Annotated in this window: 17 protein-coding genes, 1 tRNA gene and 2 pseudogenes; 8 read left to right on the forward strand and 12 right to left on the reverse strand. The window is 68.5% G+C overall.

What is annotated here, in order from left to right:
- Positions 1-68: 68 nt before the first annotated feature.
- Positions 69-1,283 carry a threonine ammonia-lyase gene (gene ilvA, locus ACWDKQ_RS02755; protein ID WP_450137044.1) on the reverse strand — a complete coding sequence of 405 codons (1,215 nt, stop codon included), beginning with the start codon at positions 1,281-1,283 and terminating at the stop codon, positions 69-71.
- A gap of 238 nt (positions 1,284-1,521) precedes the next feature.
- Here ilvA and ACWDKQ_RS02760 point away from each other — a divergent pair, with 238 nt between their 5' ends.
- Entirely contained in the window at positions 1,522-1,773 is a 252-nt protein-coding gene (locus ACWDKQ_RS02760) for a hypothetical protein (protein ID WP_450137045.1), read from the forward strand.
- A 65-nt stretch (positions 1,774-1,838) separates the two neighbouring features.
- Here the strand turns inward: ACWDKQ_RS02760 and ACWDKQ_RS02765 are convergent, their stop codons facing one another.
- From ACWDKQ_RS02765 to ACWDKQ_RS02775, 3 genes are all read right to left on the reverse strand, one after another.
- Entirely contained in the window at positions 1,839-2,978 is a 1,140-nt protein-coding gene (locus ACWDKQ_RS02765) for a cystathionine gamma-synthase (protein ID WP_450137046.1), read from the reverse strand.
- A 106-nt stretch (positions 2,979-3,084) separates the two neighbouring features.
- A complete protein-coding gene (locus ACWDKQ_RS02770; RefSeq protein ID WP_450137047.1) occupies positions 3,085-4,197 on the reverse strand; it encodes a hypothetical protein in 1,113 nt (370 codons plus the stop codon).
- 161 nt (positions 4,198-4,358) lie between these two features.
- Positions 4,359-5,726, reverse strand: a complete 1,368-nt coding sequence (locus ACWDKQ_RS02775) for a cystathionine beta-synthase (RefSeq protein WP_450137048.1) — start codon at positions 5,724-5,726, stop codon at positions 4,359-4,361.
- Between the two features lie 248 nt (positions 5,727-5,974).
- Here ACWDKQ_RS02775 and ACWDKQ_RS02780 point away from each other — a divergent pair, with 248 nt between their 5' ends.
- Positions 5,975-6,901, forward strand: a complete 927-nt coding sequence (locus ACWDKQ_RS02780) for an SGNH/GDSL hydrolase family protein (RefSeq protein WP_450137049.1) — start codon at positions 5,975-5,977, stop codon at positions 6,899-6,901.
- Between the two features lie 171 nt (positions 6,902-7,072).
- A complete protein-coding gene (locus ACWDKQ_RS02785) occupies positions 7,073-8,293 on the forward strand; it encodes an acetyl-CoA C-acetyltransferase (protein ID WP_450137050.1) in 1,221 nt (406 codons plus the stop codon).
- A 405-nt stretch (positions 8,294-8,698) separates the two neighbouring features.
- Here ACWDKQ_RS02785 and ACWDKQ_RS02790 read toward each other — a convergent pair whose 3' ends face one another.
- Positions 8,699-9,487 (reverse strand): Bax inhibitor-1/YccA family protein, encoded by a 789-nt coding sequence (locus tag ACWDKQ_RS02790; RefSeq protein ID WP_450137051.1) that lies wholly within the window; start codon positions 9,485-9,487, stop codon positions 8,699-8,701.
- 365 nt (positions 9,488-9,852) lie between these two features.
- Here ACWDKQ_RS02790 and ACWDKQ_RS02795 point away from each other — a divergent pair, with 365 nt between their 5' ends.
- On the forward strand, positions 9,853-10,068 hold the full coding sequence (locus tag ACWDKQ_RS02795; protein WP_450137137.1) for a hypothetical protein: 216 nt from the start codon (positions 9,853-9,855) through the stop codon (positions 10,066-10,068).
- Positions 10,035-10,142 (forward strand): annotated as a pseudogene (locus ACWDKQ_RS02800) (class F sortase); the annotation flags it as partial. The gene ACWDKQ_RS02795 and the pseudogene ACWDKQ_RS02800, both read left to right, overlap by 34 nt.
- A gap of 101 nt (positions 10,143-10,243) precedes the next feature.
- Here ACWDKQ_RS02800 and yidC read toward each other — a convergent pair.
- The 4 genes from yidC to ACWDKQ_RS02820 form a co-directional block, all read right to left on the reverse strand.
- The gene (gene yidC, locus ACWDKQ_RS02805) at positions 10,244-11,296 is read right to left on the reverse strand and encodes a membrane protein insertase YidC (RefSeq protein ID WP_450137052.1); all 1,053 of its coding nucleotides are present in this window, start codon (positions 11,294-11,296) and stop codon (positions 10,244-10,246) included.
- A gap of 441 nt (positions 11,297-11,737) precedes the next feature.
- Complete coding sequence (locus ACWDKQ_RS02810; RefSeq protein ID WP_450137053.1) at positions 11,738-12,040, reverse strand: hypothetical protein; 303 nt, start codon at positions 12,038-12,040, stop codon at positions 11,738-11,740.
- 25 nt (positions 12,041-12,065) lie between these two features.
- Entirely contained in the window at positions 12,066-12,380 is a 315-nt protein-coding gene (locus ACWDKQ_RS02815; protein ID WP_450137054.1) for a hypothetical protein, read from the reverse strand.
- Positions 12,381-12,544: 164 nt separating this feature from the next.
- Positions 12,545-13,462 (reverse strand): LysR family transcriptional regulator, encoded by a 918-nt coding sequence (locus ACWDKQ_RS02820; RefSeq protein WP_450137055.1) that lies wholly within the window; start codon positions 13,460-13,462, stop codon positions 12,545-12,547.
- A gap of 129 nt (positions 13,463-13,591) precedes the next feature.
- On the opposite strand from ACWDKQ_RS02820, the gene ACWDKQ_RS02825 reads away from it, so the two are divergent.
- The 3 genes and pseudogenes from ACWDKQ_RS02825 to ACWDKQ_RS02835 all read left to right on the forward strand — a co-directional run.
- Positions 13,592-14,731 carry a PrpF domain-containing protein gene (locus tag ACWDKQ_RS02825; RefSeq protein ID WP_450137056.1) on the forward strand — a complete coding sequence of 380 codons (1,140 nt, stop codon included), beginning with the start codon at positions 13,592-13,594 and terminating at the stop codon, positions 14,729-14,731.
- Between the two features lie 55 nt (positions 14,732-14,786).
- Complete coding sequence (dctA, locus tag ACWDKQ_RS02830; RefSeq protein WP_450137057.1) at positions 14,787-16,097, forward strand: C4-dicarboxylate transporter DctA; 1,311 nt, start codon at positions 14,787-14,789, stop codon at positions 16,095-16,097.
- Between the two features lie 826 nt (positions 16,098-16,923).
- A pseudogene (locus ACWDKQ_RS02835) lies at positions 16,924-17,001 on the forward strand (hypothetical protein); the annotation flags it as partial.
- A gap of 57 nt (positions 17,002-17,058) precedes the next feature.
- On the opposite strand, the gene ACWDKQ_RS02840 reads toward ACWDKQ_RS02835, so the two are convergent.
- The 3 genes from ACWDKQ_RS02840 to ACWDKQ_RS02850 form a co-directional block, all read right to left on the reverse strand.
- Complete coding sequence (locus tag ACWDKQ_RS02840) at positions 17,059-17,226, reverse strand: hypothetical protein (protein WP_450137058.1); 168 nt, start codon at positions 17,224-17,226, stop codon at positions 17,059-17,061.
- Between the two features lie 402 nt (positions 17,227-17,628).
- Positions 17,629-17,702, reverse strand: a tRNA-Leu gene (locus ACWDKQ_RS02845).
- A gap of 95 nt (positions 17,703-17,797) precedes the next feature.
- Entirely contained in the window at positions 17,798-18,853 is a 1,056-nt protein-coding gene (locus ACWDKQ_RS02850; protein ID WP_450137059.1) for an ATP-grasp domain-containing protein, read from the reverse strand.
- Between the last annotated feature and the right edge of the window lie 84 nt (positions 18,854-18,937).

Raw genomic sequence — 18,937 nt, forward strand, 5'->3', positions numbered from 1 at the left:
ATTCTTCTGGCCGATTTGCAGCCGCGATGCTGGAAGCCTGATGGTGCGGCTGGAAAGCTCAATTGGGATCAGCCTTCGGACACGAGGGTGAAGCCCGCGGCTTCGAGTTCGTCGACGACGCCCTGGCGATGCTCGGGGCCGCGGGTTTCCAACGAGATCTCGACGTCTACCTCGCCAAGCGCTAGCGCCCCGGAGATCCGGGAGTGCTCGATGTCGATGACGTTCGCGGAGAGCTCGCCCAGCTTCGCCAGCAGGCCCGCCAGCGAACCTGGCCGATCCGGCACCCGCACCCGCAGCGAGAGGTAGCGGCCTGCCGAGCTCATGCCGTGCCGGATCAGCTGGAGCAGCAGCAACGGGTCGATGTTGCCGCCGGAGAGCACCGCAACGGTCGGCGACGTGACCTGCTCGGGATGCTCCAGCAGCGCCGCGACGGCGGCTCCCCCGGCCGGTTCGACCACGAGCTTCGCCCGCTCCAGGCACAGCAGCAGGGCCCGCGACAGGGCCTCCTCGCTGACCGTCAGCACGCCGTCGACCAGCTCCGCCACGTGCGCGAACGGCACCGGACCCGGCTCGCCGACAGCGATCCCGTCGGCCATCGTCTGGGTTTCTTCGGTCAGCCGCACCGGCTTGCCCGCGGCCAGCGAAACCGGCCACGCCGCGGCCTGCTCGGCCTGCACCGCGAGCACCTTGGTGTGCGGATGTTCGGCCTTGACCGCCGCGGCGATGCCCGCGACCAACCCGCCGCCTCCGGTGGGGACCACGATGCTGCGAACTTCGGGTACCTGGGCCAGGATCTCCAGTCCGACAGTACCCTGACCTGCGATTATGTCGGGATGGTCGTAGGGGTGGATGAACTCCGCCCCGGTCTGCCGCGCGTACTCCCGCGCCGCCGCGAGCGTTTCCTCCAGCACAGCGCCGTACAACCTGACGTCGGCGCCGTAGGACTTGGTGGCCGCTAGCTTGGGCAGCGGCACCAGCTCCGGCATGAACACCGTGGCGTGGATGCCGAGCAGCGACGCCGCGAGCGCCACACCCTGCGCGTGGTTCCCAGCGCTTGCGGCGACCACCCCGGCACCACGGTGCACCTCGTCCAGCGCGAGCAGCCGAACGTAGGCGCCGCGGAGCTTGAACGAACCGGTGCGCTGGAGGTTCTCGCACTTGAAGAAGACTTCGCCGCCGCAGTACTCGCCGAGCACCCGGGAATGCTCGACGGGGGTGCGCCGCGCGATCCCGGCGAGCTGCTCGTCGGCGGCCCGGATTCGGCCGAGATCGACCAGCGGCATGGGCCAATCGTGCCACCTCGCAACCCGGGCCACCTGCGGCACTTTCGGTACCCTCGAACGAGCGGCCGGTCACCCGGACCGCACCGCGAGGAAGGCTTGGCAGCCGACGAGGGCTGTGCGGGGCAAGCTGTCGCGGAGGGGGCACTGCGCGGTCGTCGAGCACTCGTGAAGCACCGGGCCCGGTGGCGCGCGTGCCGTTCGTCCGACGTTGGTGCCGGGGTCGAACATAGGAGGAAGCATGACGCGGCTGACCCCTATGAACAGCGCGTTCCCGCTGGTCACCGGCCTTGTCACGGCGGCGGCCCTGTCCGGCGCCGCGGTGTTCGCGGTGCTGCAATCCGGATGTGACGAGCCGGGTTCCTACCGTTGGCAAGACGGCGTGGTGGAGCTGATCGGCGGCTGCCTGAGGCCCGACGACCTCCCGGTCAATCCCCGGTACGCGACCGACACTCGTCCGCTCGGCAGCAGCGACCCGTCCCTCGAACGCTGATCCCCGAGCCGCCGAAACCCCGTGTGCTCGACATTCGCCCGAAGCTCCGTCCCGGAACGCCGGGATCAGCCGAGGGCGGTGAGGAGGTCCTCGACCAGGTCGTCGGCATCTTCGATGCCGACCGACAACCGCACCAGGTCGGACGGGACCTGCAGCATCGAGCCCTCGGTGCTGGCGTGCGTCATCCGGCCCGGGTGCTCGATCAGCGACTCCACCCCGCCCAACGATTCGGCCAGCGTGAACAGCCGGGTGCGCGAGCAGACCTCCAGCGCCGCCGCCTCGCCGTCGGCGTGGAGGAAGGAGACCATGCCGCCGAAGTGGCGCATCTGCTTCGCCGCCACCTCATGGCCGGGGTGCTCCGGCAGACCCGGGTAGAGCACCTTCGCAACCTTCGGGTGGCCGACCAGCGCAGCGACGATGCGCTCGGCGTTGGCGCTGTGCCGCTCCATCCGTACCGCGAGGGTTTTAACGCCGCGCAACGTCAGGAACGCGTCGAACGGCCCAGGCACCGCGCCCGCCCCGTTCTGCAGGAACGCGACCTGCTCGGCGAGCTCGTCGTCGGAGGTGACCACCGCGCCACCCACCACGTCGGAATGCCCGCCCAGGTACTTGGTGGTCGAATGCACCACGACGTTCGCGCCGAGCTCCAGCGGCTGCTGCAGGTACGGCGAGGCGAAGGTGTTGTCCACGACCAGCTTCGTGCCCGCATCGCGGGACACCTGCGCAAGGGCGGCGATGTCGCCGACGTTGAGCAGCGGGTTGGTGGGCGTCTCGACCCAGATCACCTTGGTGTTCGGGCGGATCGCCGCCCGAACGGCGTCCACATCGGACACCGGGGCGGGGGTGTACTCGATGCCCCAGCCGCTGAGCACCTTGTCCACCAGCCGGAACGTGCCGCCGTAGGCGTCGTCCGGGATGACCAGGTGGTCCCCGGGCCGCAGGGTGGAGCGCAGCACCGCGTCGGTGGCCGCCATGCCCGAGGCGAACGCGCGCCCGTGCCGGCCGCCTTCCAGCGCGGCCAGGCATTCCTCCAGCGCGGTGCGGGTGGGATTGCCGGTGCGGGAGTACTCGTAGCCGCCGCGCATGCCGCCGACCCCGTCCTGGGCGTAGGTCGACGTGGCGTGGATCGGCACGATCACCGAACCGGTCGTCGGGTCTGCCTCCTGGCCCGCGTGAATGGCGCGGGTGGCGAAGCCGTCACTCATGTTGAGCAGCGTACGGCCCGGCGGCCGATCCGCCGACCCGGGCCCGCGATGCGAAACGGCCCCCGACCGGATGGCAGGTCGGGGGCCGTTCCAGGAGATCAGCTCGTCACCATTGCGGCGGCTGCGGCGGCTGCTGCCCGCTGGCGGGCGGGAAGCCACCGGGCTGCTGGCCAGGCTGGCCAAACTGCTGGGGCTGGCCAGGCTGGCCGAACTGCTGGGGCTGGCCAGGCTGGCCAAACTGCTGGGGCTGGCCAGGCTGGCCGAACTGCTGGGGCTGGCCAGGCTGGCCAAACTGCTGGGGCTGGCCAGGCTGGCCAAACTGCTGGGGCTGGCCAGGCTGCCCCTGCTGGCCGAAGCCTCCGGCGGCCGGGGCCGGGGCGCCGGAACCAGCGGCGATGTACTGCCGGGTGCCCGGCAGGAACGCCAGCACACCGATCGCGGCTGCGACCAGACAGAAGAAGATGGCACCGAAGATGGCGGGGCCGGAGCCGTAGCCGGTGAAGAGGGTCACCAGCTGCGCGATGATGTACAGACCCGAAGCCGCGACAACGAGGATCGGGCCGAGACTCTTCTTCAGAATGATCATGATGCCGCCAGCCAGCAGCACGAGGCTGGAGAGCAGCAGCACGATCTGGAGCGTCAGGACCAGACCGTACGGCGGCAAAGACCCCGTGATCTTCGCCGTGTCGACACCGTATCCCTCGAGATCAGATGCCTGGCTCTCCAGGTACTGGTACGCGGCACCAAGGCCGATGACGGCGATCAGGTTGAAGATCGCGCCGATGGCACCGATGGCGATCGAAATCCAGCCGACGGTCAGCGCCAGGCCCTTGCTGCCCTGGTCCTGGCCCGCGGGCTGGCCGTAGGTGGCCTGGGGCGCCGGGGCGCCGTAGCCCGCCTGCGCCTGCGGCGCCGGGAAGCCGCCGCTCGACGGGCCCGACTGCTGCGGCTGCGCCGGGAAACCGCCGGGCTGGCTCTGGGTGCCCGGCTGCTGGTACATGGGCTGCGGGGGCTGCATCGACGGCGGCACCATCGCGGTCGCCTCCGCACCGCCGCCCTGACCGGCCAGGCCTGGCTGCTGGTACATGGGCTGCGGCGGCTGCATCGACGGCGGCACAACCTGCGTCGAGTCGGACGGTGGCTGCTGGCCCTGCGCCTGCACAGGTCGGACGACCTGGGTCGCGTCGCTGCCGGCCTGGTTGGGGTCCTGCGGGTCCATCCGGTTCGAAATGGGGTCCGAACCCTGCTGACCGCCGTCCGGCGGCTGCGGAGAGCTCATCGGGTGTCCTACTCCTCGAGGCTTAAAGCAAAAATCCTGGGCATGCGATCACACACGCTAGCTGATCGACCAGCAGCGTAGTGCCGTTCCGCAACAAGTCGTCATCGGCCAGCGATGAACCCGAGCACATCCTGTCGGGTCACCACGCCCGCGGGCTTCCCATCGATCAGCACCATGGCCCCGTCAGCCCCTGCCAGCGCGGCCATCGCGGCGCTGATCTCCTCGCCGGCGCCGATGGTCGGCAGCGGCGGCGACATGTGCAGCTCGACCCGGTCCGCAAGGTTCGCGCGGCCGGCGAACAGCGCGTCGAGCAGGTCCCGCTCGTTGACCGCGCCGACCACCTCGGCGGCCATGATCGGCGGCTCCGCGCTGACCACCGGCATCTGCGAGACACCGAACTCGCGCAGGATCGCGACCGCCTCGGCGACGGTCTCGTTCGGGTGAACGTGCACGAGGTCCGGGATGGTGCCGTCCTTGCGGCGCAGCACGTCGCCGACCGACCCGCCGCCGTGGTCCGGGGACAGGAAACCGTAGGAGGCCATCCAGGAGTCGTTGAAGACCTTCGTCAGGTAGCCGCGGCCGCCGTCGGGCAACAGCACGACGATCACGTCGTCCGGGCCGGTCTTCTCGGCGATCTTCAGCGCCGCCGCAACCGCCATCCCGCAGGAGCCGCCGACCAGCAGCGCCTCCTCGCGGGCCAAGCGGCGGGTCATTTCGAAGGAGTCGGCGTCGGAAACCGCCACGATCTCGTCGCAGATGTCCCGGTCGTAGGTGGTCGGCCAGAAGTCCTCGCCGACGCCTTCCACCAGGTAGGGCCGCCCGTTGCCGCCGGAGTAGACCGAGCCCTCCGGGTCGGCACCAATGACCTGCACCCGGCCGTCGGAGACCTTCTTGAGGTAGTCGCCGGTGCCGGAGATGGTGCCGCCAGTGCCGATGCCGGCCACGAAGTGCGTCACCTTGCCGCCGGTCTGCTTCCAGATCTCCGGGCCGGTGGAGTGCACGTGCGATTCCGGGTTTGCCGGGTTCGCGTACTGGTTCGGCTTCCAGGCGCCCTCGATCTCCCGGGTCAAGCGGTCGGAGACGTTGTAGTAGGACTCCGGGTGCTCCGGTGGCACGGCCGTCGGGCACACCACGACCTCCGCGCCGTAGGCCTTGAGGACGTTGCGCTTGTCCTCGCTGACCTTGTCCGGGCAGACGAACACGCAGCGGTAGCCCTTGCGCTGGGCGACCATCGCCAGTCCGACCCCGGTGTTGCCGGAGGTCGGCTCCACGATGGTGCCGCCAGGGCGTAGTTCGCCGGACGCCTCGGCGGCCTCGATCATGCGCAGCGCGATGCGGTCCTTCACGCTGCCGCCGGGGTTCAGGTACTCGACCTTGGCAAGCACCGGGGTTTGCCCGGTGGCCACCGCGTTAAGCCGCACCAGCGGTGTATTGCCCACCAGTTCGGTGACGTGCTCGACGTAGTCCACGTCCGGTCCTCGATCCTTCGTAACTGCTGCTCGCCGGTGTGTGACGCCGAGCCTAATCGGCCGGTCACCGGCTAACCGAAGGGACCTGGAAAGCGACACACGAACAGGGAACGATTTCGGTCCGCGCCGCGTCTTGCCTAATGACGGGGTGTGTTCGCCGCGCGGTTTCGGGGCGATGTGGGTGAATATTTCCCATCCCCCGTTGGTGCGTCCGCAACCCGGCCGCAGTACTGGTGAGGGAGGGCCGAATGATCGCGGCGAAGGCATTCCGGCTCGCATTGCTGGCGGCGGGCACCGCAGGCGGACTTTCCGGCGCGGCGTACGGGTTGCTCAACGGGCAGTCCCGGTACGCGCGGCGGGTGATCGGCCCACCGGCCAACGATCCCCTGCGCGCCGACGGCATCCACCTGCCCAGCGGCGTCGGCCCTGTGCCGCGCCGGGACCTGCCCGACGACGTCGAAGCGCTGGAGCTCGCCGTGCTGGGCGACTCCGCCGCGGCGGGGCTCGGCGTCGACTTCCCGGCCGACCTGCCCGGGGTGCGCCTGGCCCGCGGCCTCGCCGAGGAGCTCGACAGGCCGGTCACGCTGACCACCCGCGCGATCGTCGGCACCACCTCGCAGGAGCTGGCGGCGCAGGTGGACGCCGCGCTGATCCGTCCGCCGCAGCTGGTGCTGATCATCATCGGGGCCAACGACGTCACGTCGAAGCTGCCGGTGTCGGCCTGCGCGGAACTGCTCGGCGACGCGGTGCGACGGCTGGTCGACGCGGGTGTCGCGGTGGTCGTCGGCACCTGCCCGGACCTGGGCTCCATTCGGCCGATCCCGCAGCCGCTGCGCTCCATCGCGCGGCACTGGAGCCTCGCGCTCGGTCGTGCGCAGCGGCGCGTGGTGGAAGCCTCCGGTGGGCGCGCGGTGCCGCTGGCGGACCTGCTGTCGCCGGAGTTCCTCGCACGGCCGGGCGAGTTCTTCAGCCCGGACCGGTTCCACCCGTCGGCGGCGGGCTACGAGGCGGCGGCGACGATCCTGCTCCCGGCGATGTGCGCGGCCCTCGGCGAGTGGGAGGGCGGCCCGCTGCCCCCCGCTCCGACCAGGTCGAAGGCGGCCGAGGCACGCCGTCCGACCAGCCGGCTCGTGGCCCGGCTCAACCAGCGGCTGCACCGCCGCACGGACCCCTGACCTCACCCGAAGCGACGTACTGACCGGTCGGTTTGCCTCTTGTCCGGTGACCGTCATCACCGCCAAGATGTGGGTACCGGCCTTAAAGTGACCGTTCGGTAGGCCACGTCGCCTGAGGCGGTCGCGAGCGCGGCGTCCCGCCCGCCTGCGACCGCGGACAAAGGAGTTCCCATGCCCGAAGCAGTCATCGTCGCCACCGCGCGATCCCCCATCGGCCGAGCCGGCAAGGGGTCGCTGAAGGATCTCCGGCCCGACGACCTCACCGCGCAGATCATCCGCGCCGCGCTGGACAAGGTGCCCGAGCTGGCCCCGGCAGACATCGACGACCTGATGCTGGGCTGCGGGCTGCCCGGCGGCGAGCAGGGCTACAACATGGCGCGCGTGGTCGCCGTGCTGCTCGGCTACGACCAGCTGCCCGGCACTACCGTCACCCGCTATTGCTCGTCGAGCCTGCAGACCACGCGGATGGCCCTGCACGCGATCAAGGCCGGCGAGGGCGACGTGTTCATCAGCGCCGGGGTCGAAATGGTGTCCCGGTTCGCCAAGGGCAACTCCGACTCGCTCGAGGACACGAAGAACCCGCTGTTCGCCGACGCGCAGGCGCGCACCCAGCAGACCGCCGAGCAGGGCGCGGACTCTTGGACCGACCCGCGGACCTTCGACAAGATCCCGGACGTCTACATCCCGATGGGGCAGACGGCCGAGAACCTCGCCCGGCTCAAGGGCGTCAGCCGCGACGAGATGGACGATTTCGGCGTCCGCTCGCAGAACCTGGCCGAGAAGGCGATCGCCAACGGCTTCTGGAGCCGCGAGATCACCCCGGTCACCACCCCCGACGGCAAGGTCGTCGACACCGACGACGGCCCTCGCGCGGGCGTGACCAAGGAGGGCGTCTCCGGGCTCAGGCCGGTGTTTCGCCCCGACGGCCGGATCACCGCGGGCAACTGCTGCCCGCTCAACGACGGCGCCGCCGCCCTGGTGATCATGAGCGACACCAAGGCCAAGCAGCTCGGCCTGACCCCTCTGGCGCGGATCATGTCGACCGGCGTTTCCGGCCTTTCGCCGGAGATCATGGGCCTCGGCCCGGTGGAAGCCTCCAAGCAGGCCCTGAAGCGGGCCGGGCTGGGCATCGGCGACATCGACCTGGTGGAGATCAACGAGGCGTTCGCCGCCCAGGTGATCCCGTCCTACCAGGACCTGGGCATCCCGCTGGAGAAGCTGAACGTCAACGGCGGCGCGATCGCCGTGGGGCACCCGTTCGGCATGACCGGCGCCCGGATCACGACGACGCTGATCAACTCGCTCCAGTGGCACGACAAGCAGTTCGGCCTGGAAACAATGTGCGTCGGCGGAGGCCAAGGCATGGCAATGGTCCTGGAACGCCTCAGCTGATTCAAACGATGAGGTGCCGGGCGAAGAGCACCTTTGACCAACTCACCACTCGGTCAAAGTGCCCTCCACTCCGAATAGACCCCATAAAACGACAAGAAACGGGCCCCGCCGTCCAACATGGACAGTTGGGCCCGTTTCGATGGCCGCTGGCAGCCCCTGCAATCAACTGCTGAAACCGCCGCCGCGCCGGTGAATGCTCGCACTGCCTGGGGCGTCGCAAGCGGCGAAGCCGCTTAAGCCCACCCTCCACCGGCACCGCCACGGGTTCTCAGACGGCCGTCTGGCGAGGACAGCCCCGAAGCCGCGTTGTTGGCCATAGGCAAATCGGGGATCCCGTAGCCAGACAGCGTCTGAGGTTGCGCCACCCGCACCGCTACGCAAAGCGAGTCTGGAAAAATTTTCCCGTCAGTCGCTGCTCTGGAAGTAGGAGAGCAGGCGGAGGATCTCCAGGTAGAGCCACACCAGGGTGGTCATCAGGCCGAAGGCGATGTACCAGGCGAACTTGGCCTCCACGCCGCCCTTGATCGCCTTGTCCGCCGCGTCGAAGTCCAGCAGGAAGCTGAACGCCGCGATCCCGATGCACAGCAGGCTGAACGCGATGGCGAGCCCGCTGCCGTCGCGCAGCCCCAGGCCGCCGGGAGTGAAGAAGCTGGCGATCAGATTGACCAGCATTAGCACCGCGACACCGGCCACCGCGCCGATGATCCACTTGGTCAGCTTCGGGGTGACGCGGATTGCACCCGTCTTGTAGACCACCAGCATGGCCGCGAAGACACCAATGGTGCCCGCGATGGCCTGGATGATGATCCCCGGGGAGAACAGCGCGCCGAACACGTAGCTGATCCCGCCGAGGAACACGCCCTCCACGGCCGAGTAGGCGATGACCAGCGCCGGGCTGACCTTCTTCCTGAAGATGATCACCAGCGAGATCACCAGGCCGACGATCGCGGCCGGCAGCGCCAGCGCGACGGCCGGCGGTCCGACCAGGTAGGTCAGCGTGCCGGTGATCACCGCCAGACCGAGGGTGATCGCGGTCTTGGTGACCACGTCGTCGATCGTCATCGGTCGCGCGGTCTGCAGCGGCGCAGCCGGCGCCTGGCCGAAGGGCGCGGTCTGCCCCTGGCCGTAGTTGAAGTTCGCGTAACCGCCGGTTGTCGGCAGGTTACGGAACGCTGGGTTGCTCGTTGTGCGCAACTCATCCTCCTGGGGCGTGCTTGCGCCGTCACTCGGAACAACGATCGGGGGCGTTGACCGGTTCCCGTTTCGGTAAAGCCGACTTTACCGTTTGATCTCGCCGATCCCCACCGCGGTGGGGCACTACTAGATATCGATTTCGCGAACAGCAACGGTCACCAGTCGTTGCCAATCGATCACCGGCGCTGCACCGCGCGAGCGCCCGGCGGCACCGCCGCCCGCGGCAGGGCTCAACAGGTGATCGAAGCGAACGATGCGTGCACAATCTTCGGCGTTGTGTAACCGGGATGGTCCACCCAATGCCCCCTTGCGCGGTGCCTCTCACCTCCACCACCGGAACTGGAGCTGCATGCGCAGTTCAGGAAATGGCTCACGGCGGTGCGCTGGGCTCCGCCGTGCTCGCCGGGGGCACGTTGCTCGCCACCCCCGCCGCAGCGAACGCCGACCCGCAGGAGGCGATCGGACACGAGACGCGGCCCGGTCAGCCTTACGGCGGGCGGGAGCGGGCCCGCGACTGGCTGGACTCCTACCTCGTCAACGGGCAGCAGGCCAGGGCGGTGCGCACCGGCTGGTGCTGGTGACCTGCGGTGGTCGTTACGTCGGCGGCGACCTCGGCTACGACGAGAACCGCATCGTCCTTGCCACCCCGGCGTAAACCACACCCGAATCGCGGAAGGGCCGGTGGGGCTTTCCTCCCACCGACCTTCCGCTACTTCTTCCGAATCTCGGAACTCGCGTTCCGTTGAAATTGCAGACTCAACGGCGCTTCTTGCCCTTCTTCGACGCCGCTGCCTGCTTGCCCGGCCGGTTCTTCGGCTGGCTCTTCTTACCGCCCGGCCGGCCTCCCGGCCGCTGGCCGTTGCTGCTGCTCTTGGTCGCCTGCTGCCCACCCGTCGTCGCGGCGGCCGGTTCGGACTCCGACTCCGCGTCAGCGGCCTTGGCCTCAGAGGAGCGCACCGGCTTCTGGCCCGGCTTCGGCCGCGGCGCGGACTTCTTGGCCTCGATCTCCTTTTCCTTCTCCCGCTCCTGCTCGTGGTCGATCTTCTTGGTCAGGAAGTGCTGCTGCCCCAGCGTCCAGGCGTTGTTTGCCAGCCAGTACAGCAGCACCGCGATCGGCAGGAACCAGCCGGAGATGATCGCGCCGACCGGCGCGATGTACATCATGAACTTGGCCATCATGGCCGACTGCGGGTTGGCCATCGCGGCGTCGGTCTGCTTCTTGGCCGAGAGCCGCATGGTGAAGAAGGTGGCCACCGAGGCGATGAGCATCAGCGGAATGCCGACGATCATCATGGACGTCCGGTCGGTGCCGAACAGCGCGAGCTGGTCCGCGGGCTGGGTAATCCAGTTCGACAGCTTGGCGCCGAAGATGTTGGCGTTGACGAACGACTCGACGCCCGCCCGGTCGAAGACGAAGTTGCTCTGCGCGGTCGGCGTGAAGTTCCGCAGGACGTGGAACAGGCTCAGGAACACCGGGATCTGCAGCAGCGCTGGCAGGCAGCCGCCGAGCGGGTTCACCCCGTGCTCGGACTGCAGCTTCTGCATCTCCTGCGCCATGCGCTGGCGATCGCCCTTGTACTTCTCGCGCAGCTTTTGGATCTGCGGCGCGAACTTCGCCATCTTGCGCCCCGCGCGCAGCTGGCTGATCGCCGGCTTCAGCAGCACCACGCGCAGCGAGAACACCAAAAAGAACACCGAGAGCGCCCAGGCGAAGCCGTTGTCAGGCCCTAGCACGGTGCCGAAGACCTTGTGCCAGAACCACAAGATCGCCGACACCGGGTAGAGGATGAAGGAGAAGAAACTTTCCACTCAGCCACTCCTGGTCATGGCCCGGCTATCCGGCGCTACCGGGGCGTACATGCGCAGCCGTACCCGTCGCGAAATGCAGGAACAGCCATACCAAGGGTGCCATGCCCGGCCATCGCCCGGCCGTCGCCCCTGGAAATGTGGCGCGACTCAAGCCACCCGGGCGCCGGGCTCGACCCCCGTTCCACCTGCTCACCCGGCCCGGTGAGGCCAGCGACCAACCGAGGATGCCGTCCGGGTGTCGAACCGCCGCTTCAACGCCGACGACAGCTCCCGCACGTCCTCCAGAACCTAGCGGCGGTACATATCGGCGTTCTTCAGCCCGATGCCGTGCTCGATCGGCGGCGATCTCCGGGTACCGGTCGGTCAGGCGCGCGAGCACGTCGCAGGCGGAACGCGGCGATCTCAGCGCGCGGTGTCGACACGTCGAAGCTCCACACCGGCTCATCCGCTCGGCGATCTCCGGGAAGTGTGGCGGACCTCCCACATGCCGACCGGGCTTTTCACCTGCGCGCCGATCAGCCAGCCACGCTCGTCCAATTCGGCGAGCACCGCGAGCAGACGCTCCTCCGCCGAACTGTCCGGCACCCCGACCTCAACCAGCATGGCGTGGCGGTGCCGCGACGGCACCCGGCGGAGCAGTCCGCGGCGCCGGCCGGCGAGCAGCGCGAGCGCCGACGGCGAGGCGACCTCGCAGGACGTCAGCCAGCTCTTCGTCGGCACCGGCGGCGAATACGGCGTGGTCACCGCGGCGAACTTCGAGCTGGCACCGCTAACCCGCAGCCGCGCGACCGCGTGGCTGGCCTTGGCCGAGGACCGGTTGCTGGACGTGCTGAACGCCTTCGAGCGCTCCTGCGCGGAGTGGCCCCTGCTCGGCCAGCCCCGGCGGGCGGTCGACTTCGTGGGGTGGACGTGCTGTCGGGAACACCGGCACCGACCGGGTGTGTTCTGTGCCCGCCTGGACTTTCGCCGCCTCGCTGGACTCCACCGAGCTGGAACGCGCGGTGGAGCGCATCGACTCGGCGTTGCGCGCCGATTCCCGAACTTGGACGAGGTTTTTCTGGAACCGGTACAACGCGGCGTACACACCAGCGTCCAGGCACTCGAGGCCGATATCCGCAACTGGGCCGACGAGTGGAACAACGATCCCCGGCCGTTCATCTGGACCAAGAACGCTGACGAGATCTTGGAGTCACTGCGATCATATTGTCAACGCATTCCGGCGCAGGACACTAGCCAGGGGTTGGCGCTTTACGCGCGGCTGCCGGTCTGCGCCCGCTCCGCGGTTGACCGGAACACAGATGCGGCCTGCTGCCCTGCGGGGCTGAGCCTGCGGTTGGCGAGGTGGGCGAGGAGGATCCTGCGGGTCGGGGACCCGGCTAGCGGGACCGCGACGACGTCGGGGCGGAGCGCGCTGAGCGCGAGCCGGGGGGCGAGGGCGATGCCGATGCCCGCGGCGACCATGCCTTGGGTCTCCTGATAGTCGTTGGCGGCGAAGGCGATTCGTGGTTCGAAACCCACGTCGCTGCAGATGCCGCGGAGGACGTCGGCTACGGGGTGTTCGTCGCGCACGATCCACTCCTGGTCCCGCAGCGCCTCTATCCGCACGGAACGACGGGCGGCGAGAGGGTGCTCGCGGGGCACGAGGAGCACGGTGGGGTCGTTCATGAGCGGGATCAGGGTCAGATCCTCGTCCTCGACGTGCTCCCACGGGTAGTCCCACAGAAGCGTGAGCTCGATGTCCCGCCGCCTAAGCCGTTCGAGGAGGCCGGCTCGGCGGGCGCTGACCACGGTGACGGCGACCTCCGGGTGGCGTGCACGGAAGGCGAGCACGACGTCGGGCATCAGCGAAGCGCCCACCGTCGGAAAGGTCCCCATCCGCAGCTGGCCCCGCCGGAGACCCGCGAACTCGGCCATCTCCGCCCGCGCGGCCTCGATCGTCCGGTCGATGTCGTCCGCGTACCGCAGGAGTGCCTGGCCCGCGTCGGTTAGCACCACGCCTCTGGGATGCCGCTCGATCAACGCGACCCCCACTTCGTGTTCGAGCTTGGCGATCTGCTGTGAGACGGCCGAGGTCGTAAAAGAGAGCGCTGTCGCGGCGGATGTCAGGGAGCCGAAATGGCCCACCTCGCGGAGCAGGTGGAGCCGGTGCAGATCAAGGTCAGCCACAGTCCATGACTTTAGCAAAACTAGATAATGGTCAATTTTCCTGTGATTGTGCTGAACCCTCTGTGGCTCGGATCGTAGAAGGAGCAGGCGCTGCGCGGCGCGGCACCACAAAGCGTGAAGGAGAAGACCGTGCAACTCCGCGGTCACTGGTATCGGGGCGGCACGAGCAAATGCTGGCTCTTCGACGCCGAGGACGTGGCCCAGCACGCCACCGGCCGTGAGGAGGTCCTCAGTTTGCTGGCCGAGGCATTCGGGGCGGCAGATGCCCGCCAGCTCGACGGCGTCGGCGGCGCGACGTCGACGACCTCGAAGGCCGCGATCATCAAGGCGACTCCGGAGGGCCCTGCGGACCTGGACTACCTCTTCGCCCAGGTCGGGATCGGGGACGCGACCGTGGAACTCGGGTCCAACTGCGGGAACTGCGCCACGGCGATCGCCCTGTATGCCGTGCGGACAGGCATCGTTGCCCCGAGTGAGGGCACGACGCGGGTGGGTATGCAAAACCTCAACACGGGGGCGGTGCTGAGCGGGACGATCGCGACGCCCGGAGGCCGCATTCCGACGTCGGGCTCCGCGAAAGTTCCGGGCAGCAGCGCGCTCGGCGTGCCGGTGAGCCTGTCGTTCCACGCGCCGTGGGGCCAGACGACGGGCGCGGTCCTGCCGACAGGGAGCGTGGCCGACGAGATAGCGGTCAGTGAAACCACGCTCACCGCGACGCTGGTCGATGCCGGGGCACCTTCAGCCCTCATGCCGGCGGACGAGGTGGGCATCGACTTGTCGTCGATGACCGGCAACCTCTCCGAGCACCTTCCCCAGCTCCTAGCGGCCCGCGCCGCCGCGGGTCTGGCGATGGGACTGCGCAAGCCCGAGGATCCGCCGCAGAACGCGGTACCGAAGGTCGGTGTCGTGGCACCTCCCGGCGACTACATCGCGGCCGACGGAACGAGGATCGCGGCTAACAGCCACGACCTCCGGGTGCGCATGCTCTCGATGCTCGCCCCCCACCCCGCGATCGGCCTCACCTCGGCGGTTGCTGTCTCCCTCGCCTCTGCCCTGCCGGGATCAGTCGTGGCCAAAGCCCTGCCTTCGGTGCACGGTGCGCACCCACGACCCCGGCTCCTGCGCATCGGCACACCGGCCGGCGTCATCACGACCGAAGTCGTCACCGACCACGCCGGTCACGTCAGCGAAGTCGCCCTCCACCGGGCGGCCCGCCATCTAGCCGTCGCCGATATCGAAATCGCACGACCTGTGGCCCGGACGGCGTAGGCCTCGTCAACCAGCCCCTGCCATCATGGACGGGGGTTCACCCAGGAGTTGTTCAATGAAGATCAAATCCATCCTCGGACACCTGTACGTCCAGGTCCTCATCGGTGTGGCGCTCGGCGTCCTCGTGGGCGCGCTGTGGCCCGAGCTCGGCTCCTCGCTCAAGCCGCTGGGCGACGGCTTTGTCAAGCTCGTGAAATTCATGATCGCGCCGATCGTCTTCTGCACCATCGTCAGCGGGATCACCTCGCTGACCGACACCAAAAAGGTCGGCCCGACCCTGGTCCGCGCGCTCGGCCTGTTCTACGTGCTCACAACTCTGGCCCTGGCCATCGGCCTCGGCGCGGTCATGCTGTTCCAGCCGGGTGCCGGGATGCACATCAACCCCGCCCACCTCGACTCCTCGGTTGCCTCGAAGTACACCAGCCAGCTGCCCAGCAGCAACCCAGCGGACTTCCTGCTAAGCATCATCCCCACGACCTTCGTCGGAGCCTTCGCCGACGGCGAGATCCTGCCCGTGCTCGTCATCGCGCTGCTGTGCGGCTTCGCCTTCAGCAAGCTCGGCGCTCCCGGACAGTTGGCCCTCAACGTCGTCAACAGCTTCAACCGGCTGCTGTTCGTCGTCTTCGGCTACCTCATGAAGGTCGCCCCCATCGGCGCGTTCGGCGCGATGGCATTCACCATTGGCAAGTACGGAGCCCAGTCGATCGGCAACCTCGGCATGCTGATCCTGGCCTTCTACGCCGCCTGCATCGTCTTCGTCGTCGTCGGCTTGGGCGTCCTCGCCAAGATCACCGGTTTCAGCCTCTGGCGCACGCTCCGCTATTTCAAGGACGAATTCCTCATCGTCCTCGCCACCTCATCCAGCGAGCCCGTGCTGCCCCGCCTCCTGTCCAAGCTCGAGCGGATCGGCTGCGACCGCGGCATCGTCGGACTCGTCGTCCCCACCGGCTACTCCTTCAACCTCACCGGCACCGCCGTCTACCTCACCCTCGCGTCGATGTTCATCGGTCAGGCCTGCGACATCCACCTCAGCTGGGGTCAGATCATCCTCATGCTCGGCATGATGCTCCTGACCTCCAAGGGCGCAGCCGGCGTCACGGGCAGCGGCTTCGTCGCCCTCGTCGCGACGCTGACGGTCATGCCCACGCTCCCCGTCGCGGGAGTCGCCCTGATCGTCGGCATCGACCGTTTCATGAGTGAGGCCCGCGCCCTCACCAGCACCGTCTGCAACATCGTCTCGTGCATCGCCGTGGCCAAATGGCAGCGTGCGCTCGACACGGAGAAGCTCCGCGCCGAGCTCAAGGCCGGTTTTGTGCCCACCGAGGCGGAGAAGTTTCAGCTAGCCGATCCCGCCCTGGTCCGCTGAGGGCTTCCACCACCTGCCAGGTTCCCGCTCGAGCGGGAACCTGGCACTTGGCCGCTAAAGCGGGGGCCTGGCACTTGGCGATCGGGCGCCAAACCGCCAGGAGATGGGAACCAGGCAGGCCAGCCACTTCCTCAGACAACCGAGGAGTCCCGCCAGACCTCGGGGACACCCTGCGGGATGCTCCCCAAAGCCGCACCGGGAAGTCAGACCCTGCATACCCGATCGCAAGCCATGCCATCTACGCAAGAAACGCCTGCTCACGCGGCAGGCGCGACTCGTGTGGATACGGTATGTGCCCCGGCAGGATTGTTACCGCGCGATCAGGCGCATCCCGACGGCCCAGCGGGACCGGTGTGGGCCTTGTGAGGACCAGGTTCCGATGACGCAGTGGCGCGGCGCTATCGGTTGGCGGAGTTGCCGCAGCGAGGACCGTACATCGAGCCGCACGCACCGTGGCTGGGCCAACCCTACAGCGAGGTTGCCTTTGACCCGATAGACCCGGAACTCGTGGGACTGGCCGAAAACCGCCCACCCGCCACCGTATCCACCCACCACCCGAAGCCCGAGTCGCGAGGAGGTGACAACCGGGGTGTTCAACCGGCGCGCGTCGCGATCCAAGCGGGGCAAGGTCAACGACCCCGTCAAGTGGGTGTGGTCGCCGGAGCCCACTCATGAGCCGTTGATCCCGAAGTGGATGTTCGACGAGATGACCGCCCGCACCCAGGCCAAGCGCGGCTCCCGCGTGGGAAACAACCGCAACACTCACCCGGAAGCACGGCGCACGTACCTGTTCCGGGGCATGGTGTTCTGCGGCTGCGGTCGGCGGATGTTCGGCGGCCAGCGGCACAACAAGCTCTACTACCTGTGCTGGCCCCGCAACAACAACCGAGGCCGACCGGACAGGTACGAGGGCCACCCCAAGACCGTCTACCTCCGCGAAGACCACGTGCTCGACGCCGTGTCACGATTCTTCCCCGACCGCGTGTTCGGCCCGCACCGGCGGGAGATCCTGGCCGCCGACGTCGACGGCATCGACGGCCGCGTCACCCGGCAACGCCAAGCCGAACGCGACCGCCTGCAACGCGTCTTGGCCGACATCGCCCGCCGCCAGAACACGATCCTGCGGCAAGCCCAGGACGACGACCCCTTCACCAAGGGCCTACGAGGCAGCTACAACGAACTGGAAACCCAGAAGAAGACGACCCTCGCCAGCGTGGCCGAACTCGACGCCGCCGGTGAAGCCGAGCCAGGTCGGCCCAGCCCAGATGACACGGCCCTCCTCGACTCACTGCCCTACCTGGCGCTGAATCTGGCCCACGTCCCCGAGGCACTGCTCCGGCGGCTGTTCGAGGTCACCCAGCTCACCGTCCGCCTACGGGACGACAGCGACCACGCCACCATCACGATCAAACTGCCCGCCGACCAACTATCCGACATCGCCCACGCGGCGGAAAGGATCAAGCCAAGTCATGCCATCTACACGAGAAATACCTGTTCAGCAGGCGTCAACCGTTCGTGTAGATGTTGTAAGTGCCCCCGGTCGGGCTCGAACCGACACTTGGACGATTTTAAGTCGTCTGCCTCTGCCAATTGGGCTACGGGGGCCTTCCGCCGCGCGTACGCGCGCCGCACTGGTTATGACGCAGGAGCGGTTCGCTCGGTTCCCAGGAACCGCCGAACGTGTTTTCCTGTCGGCTCCGTCACCGGCGCCCCCGCCCGCTCGTCGCGGCGGACAGGTCCGCGAAGCGACCTCGCACCCAGTCGTGCACAGCGGTCGAGACGTCCGCGCAGTCGGCTCGGTGTTCGAACCAACGCCAGTCGCAGTTGACGTTCACCTCAAGAAACACCCACTCGTCTCTGACTCCGAGTAAGTCGAAGCCCGCGACGTCCAGCCGCCACTGGCGGCACAGCGCCAGCAGTCGCTGGAGCAGGTCCTCGGGCACATCGACGCGCTCCACCGCGACCGAATCCGGGTCGACCCACAGTTGCGCGGGGTCGAGCTTGCGCACCCGGAAGCCGATCGCCTGGTCGCCGATGACGAACACGCGCAGCTCCCGGTCCGCGTCCAGGTACTGCTGGACGAGCACCGGTGCCGGTTCGCGAGCTTCGCCCGTGCGCCGGATGTCCAACGGCTGCGGGAAGAGGCCCCGCAGCGCGCCCGGTTCGGGTTCGAGCAGGTGGTGGCCGGCTGTCTTGACGATGCACCGGCCGCCACCCGGGCGGCTGCGCCCGGGCATGGTGGTCACCGCGGTCCGCGGCACCCGCAGGCCGACCGCCGACGCGCCTTGTAGCTGCGTCAGCCGGTCTAGGTGCTCGGTGGAGCGCACCGAGTTCACGTGCTCCCAGTCGCCGCGGCAGGCCAGCCAGTTCGCCACGGCTTGCCACTGCTCGCGGACGTAAGCGCCGTGCACCGTGGTCGGATCGACCGGGATGGCGGTGATGTCGAAGTGTCGCCGCCACACCAGGACCGGGTGCAGCAGCCAGCGCTGGAACTCGATCAGCGGCGTGTCGGTGTAGATGGTGAGCGGGAGGTCGAGGCAGCGGTCGGCGTCGATGCGCACCATGCGGATGTCGTGGTCCGCCAGCGCCAGCGACAGTTCGTTCATCTCCATGTCGGCGGCGCGGGCCAGCACCAGCACGCACGGCTCCGGGTCGCCCGGCTCGTCGGCGACCAGGTCGGCCCGGAACATCCGCTCCTGGAAGTCCAGCGGGGTGTCGGGCGATCGGAAAAAGTAGTCCTGGCCCTGCAACAACATAGGGGTTGGACGAAGGGACGGTTGACCGGTCGTCCCGGACGGGTTCCGGAGACGTGAGAGCCGCCCCTCGGCCGCATCCATGCT

The sequence above is a fragment of the Saccharopolyspora sp. NPDC000995 genome, from assembly GCF_053599315.1.

Coding starts and splice junctions, on each gene's coding strand:
- ilvA (WP_450137044.1), bottom strand. CDS start 1,283: ATGCCGCTGGTCGATCTCGGCCGAATCCGGGCCGCCGACGAGCAGCTC.
- ACWDKQ_RS02760 (WP_450137045.1), top strand. CDS start 1,522: ATGACGCGGCTGACCCCTATGAACAGCGCGTTCCCGCTGGTCACCGGC.
- ACWDKQ_RS02765 (WP_450137046.1), bottom strand. CDS start 2,978: ATGAGTGACGGCTTCGCCACCCGCGCCATTCACGCGGGCCAGGAGGCA.
- ACWDKQ_RS02770 (WP_450137047.1), bottom strand. CDS start 4,197: ATGGACCCGCAGGACCCCAACCAGGCCGGCAGCGACGCGACCCAGGTC.
- ACWDKQ_RS02780 (WP_450137049.1), top strand. CDS start 5,975: ATGATCGCGGCGAAGGCATTCCGGCTCGCATTGCTGGCGGCGGGCACC.
- ACWDKQ_RS02785 (WP_450137050.1), top strand. CDS start 7,073: ATGCCCGAAGCAGTCATCGTCGCCACCGCGCGATCCCCCATCGGCCGA.
- ACWDKQ_RS02795 (WP_450137137.1), top strand. CDS start 9,853: ATGGCTCACGGCGGTGCGCTGGGCTCCGCCGTGCTCGCCGGGGGCACG.
- dctA (WP_450137057.1), top strand. CDS start 14,787: ATGAAGATCAAATCCATCCTCGGACACCTGTACGTCCAGGTCCTCATC.
- ACWDKQ_RS02850 (WP_450137059.1), bottom strand. CDS start 18,853: ATGTTGTTGCAGGGCCAGGACTACTTTTTCCGATCGCCCGACACCCCG.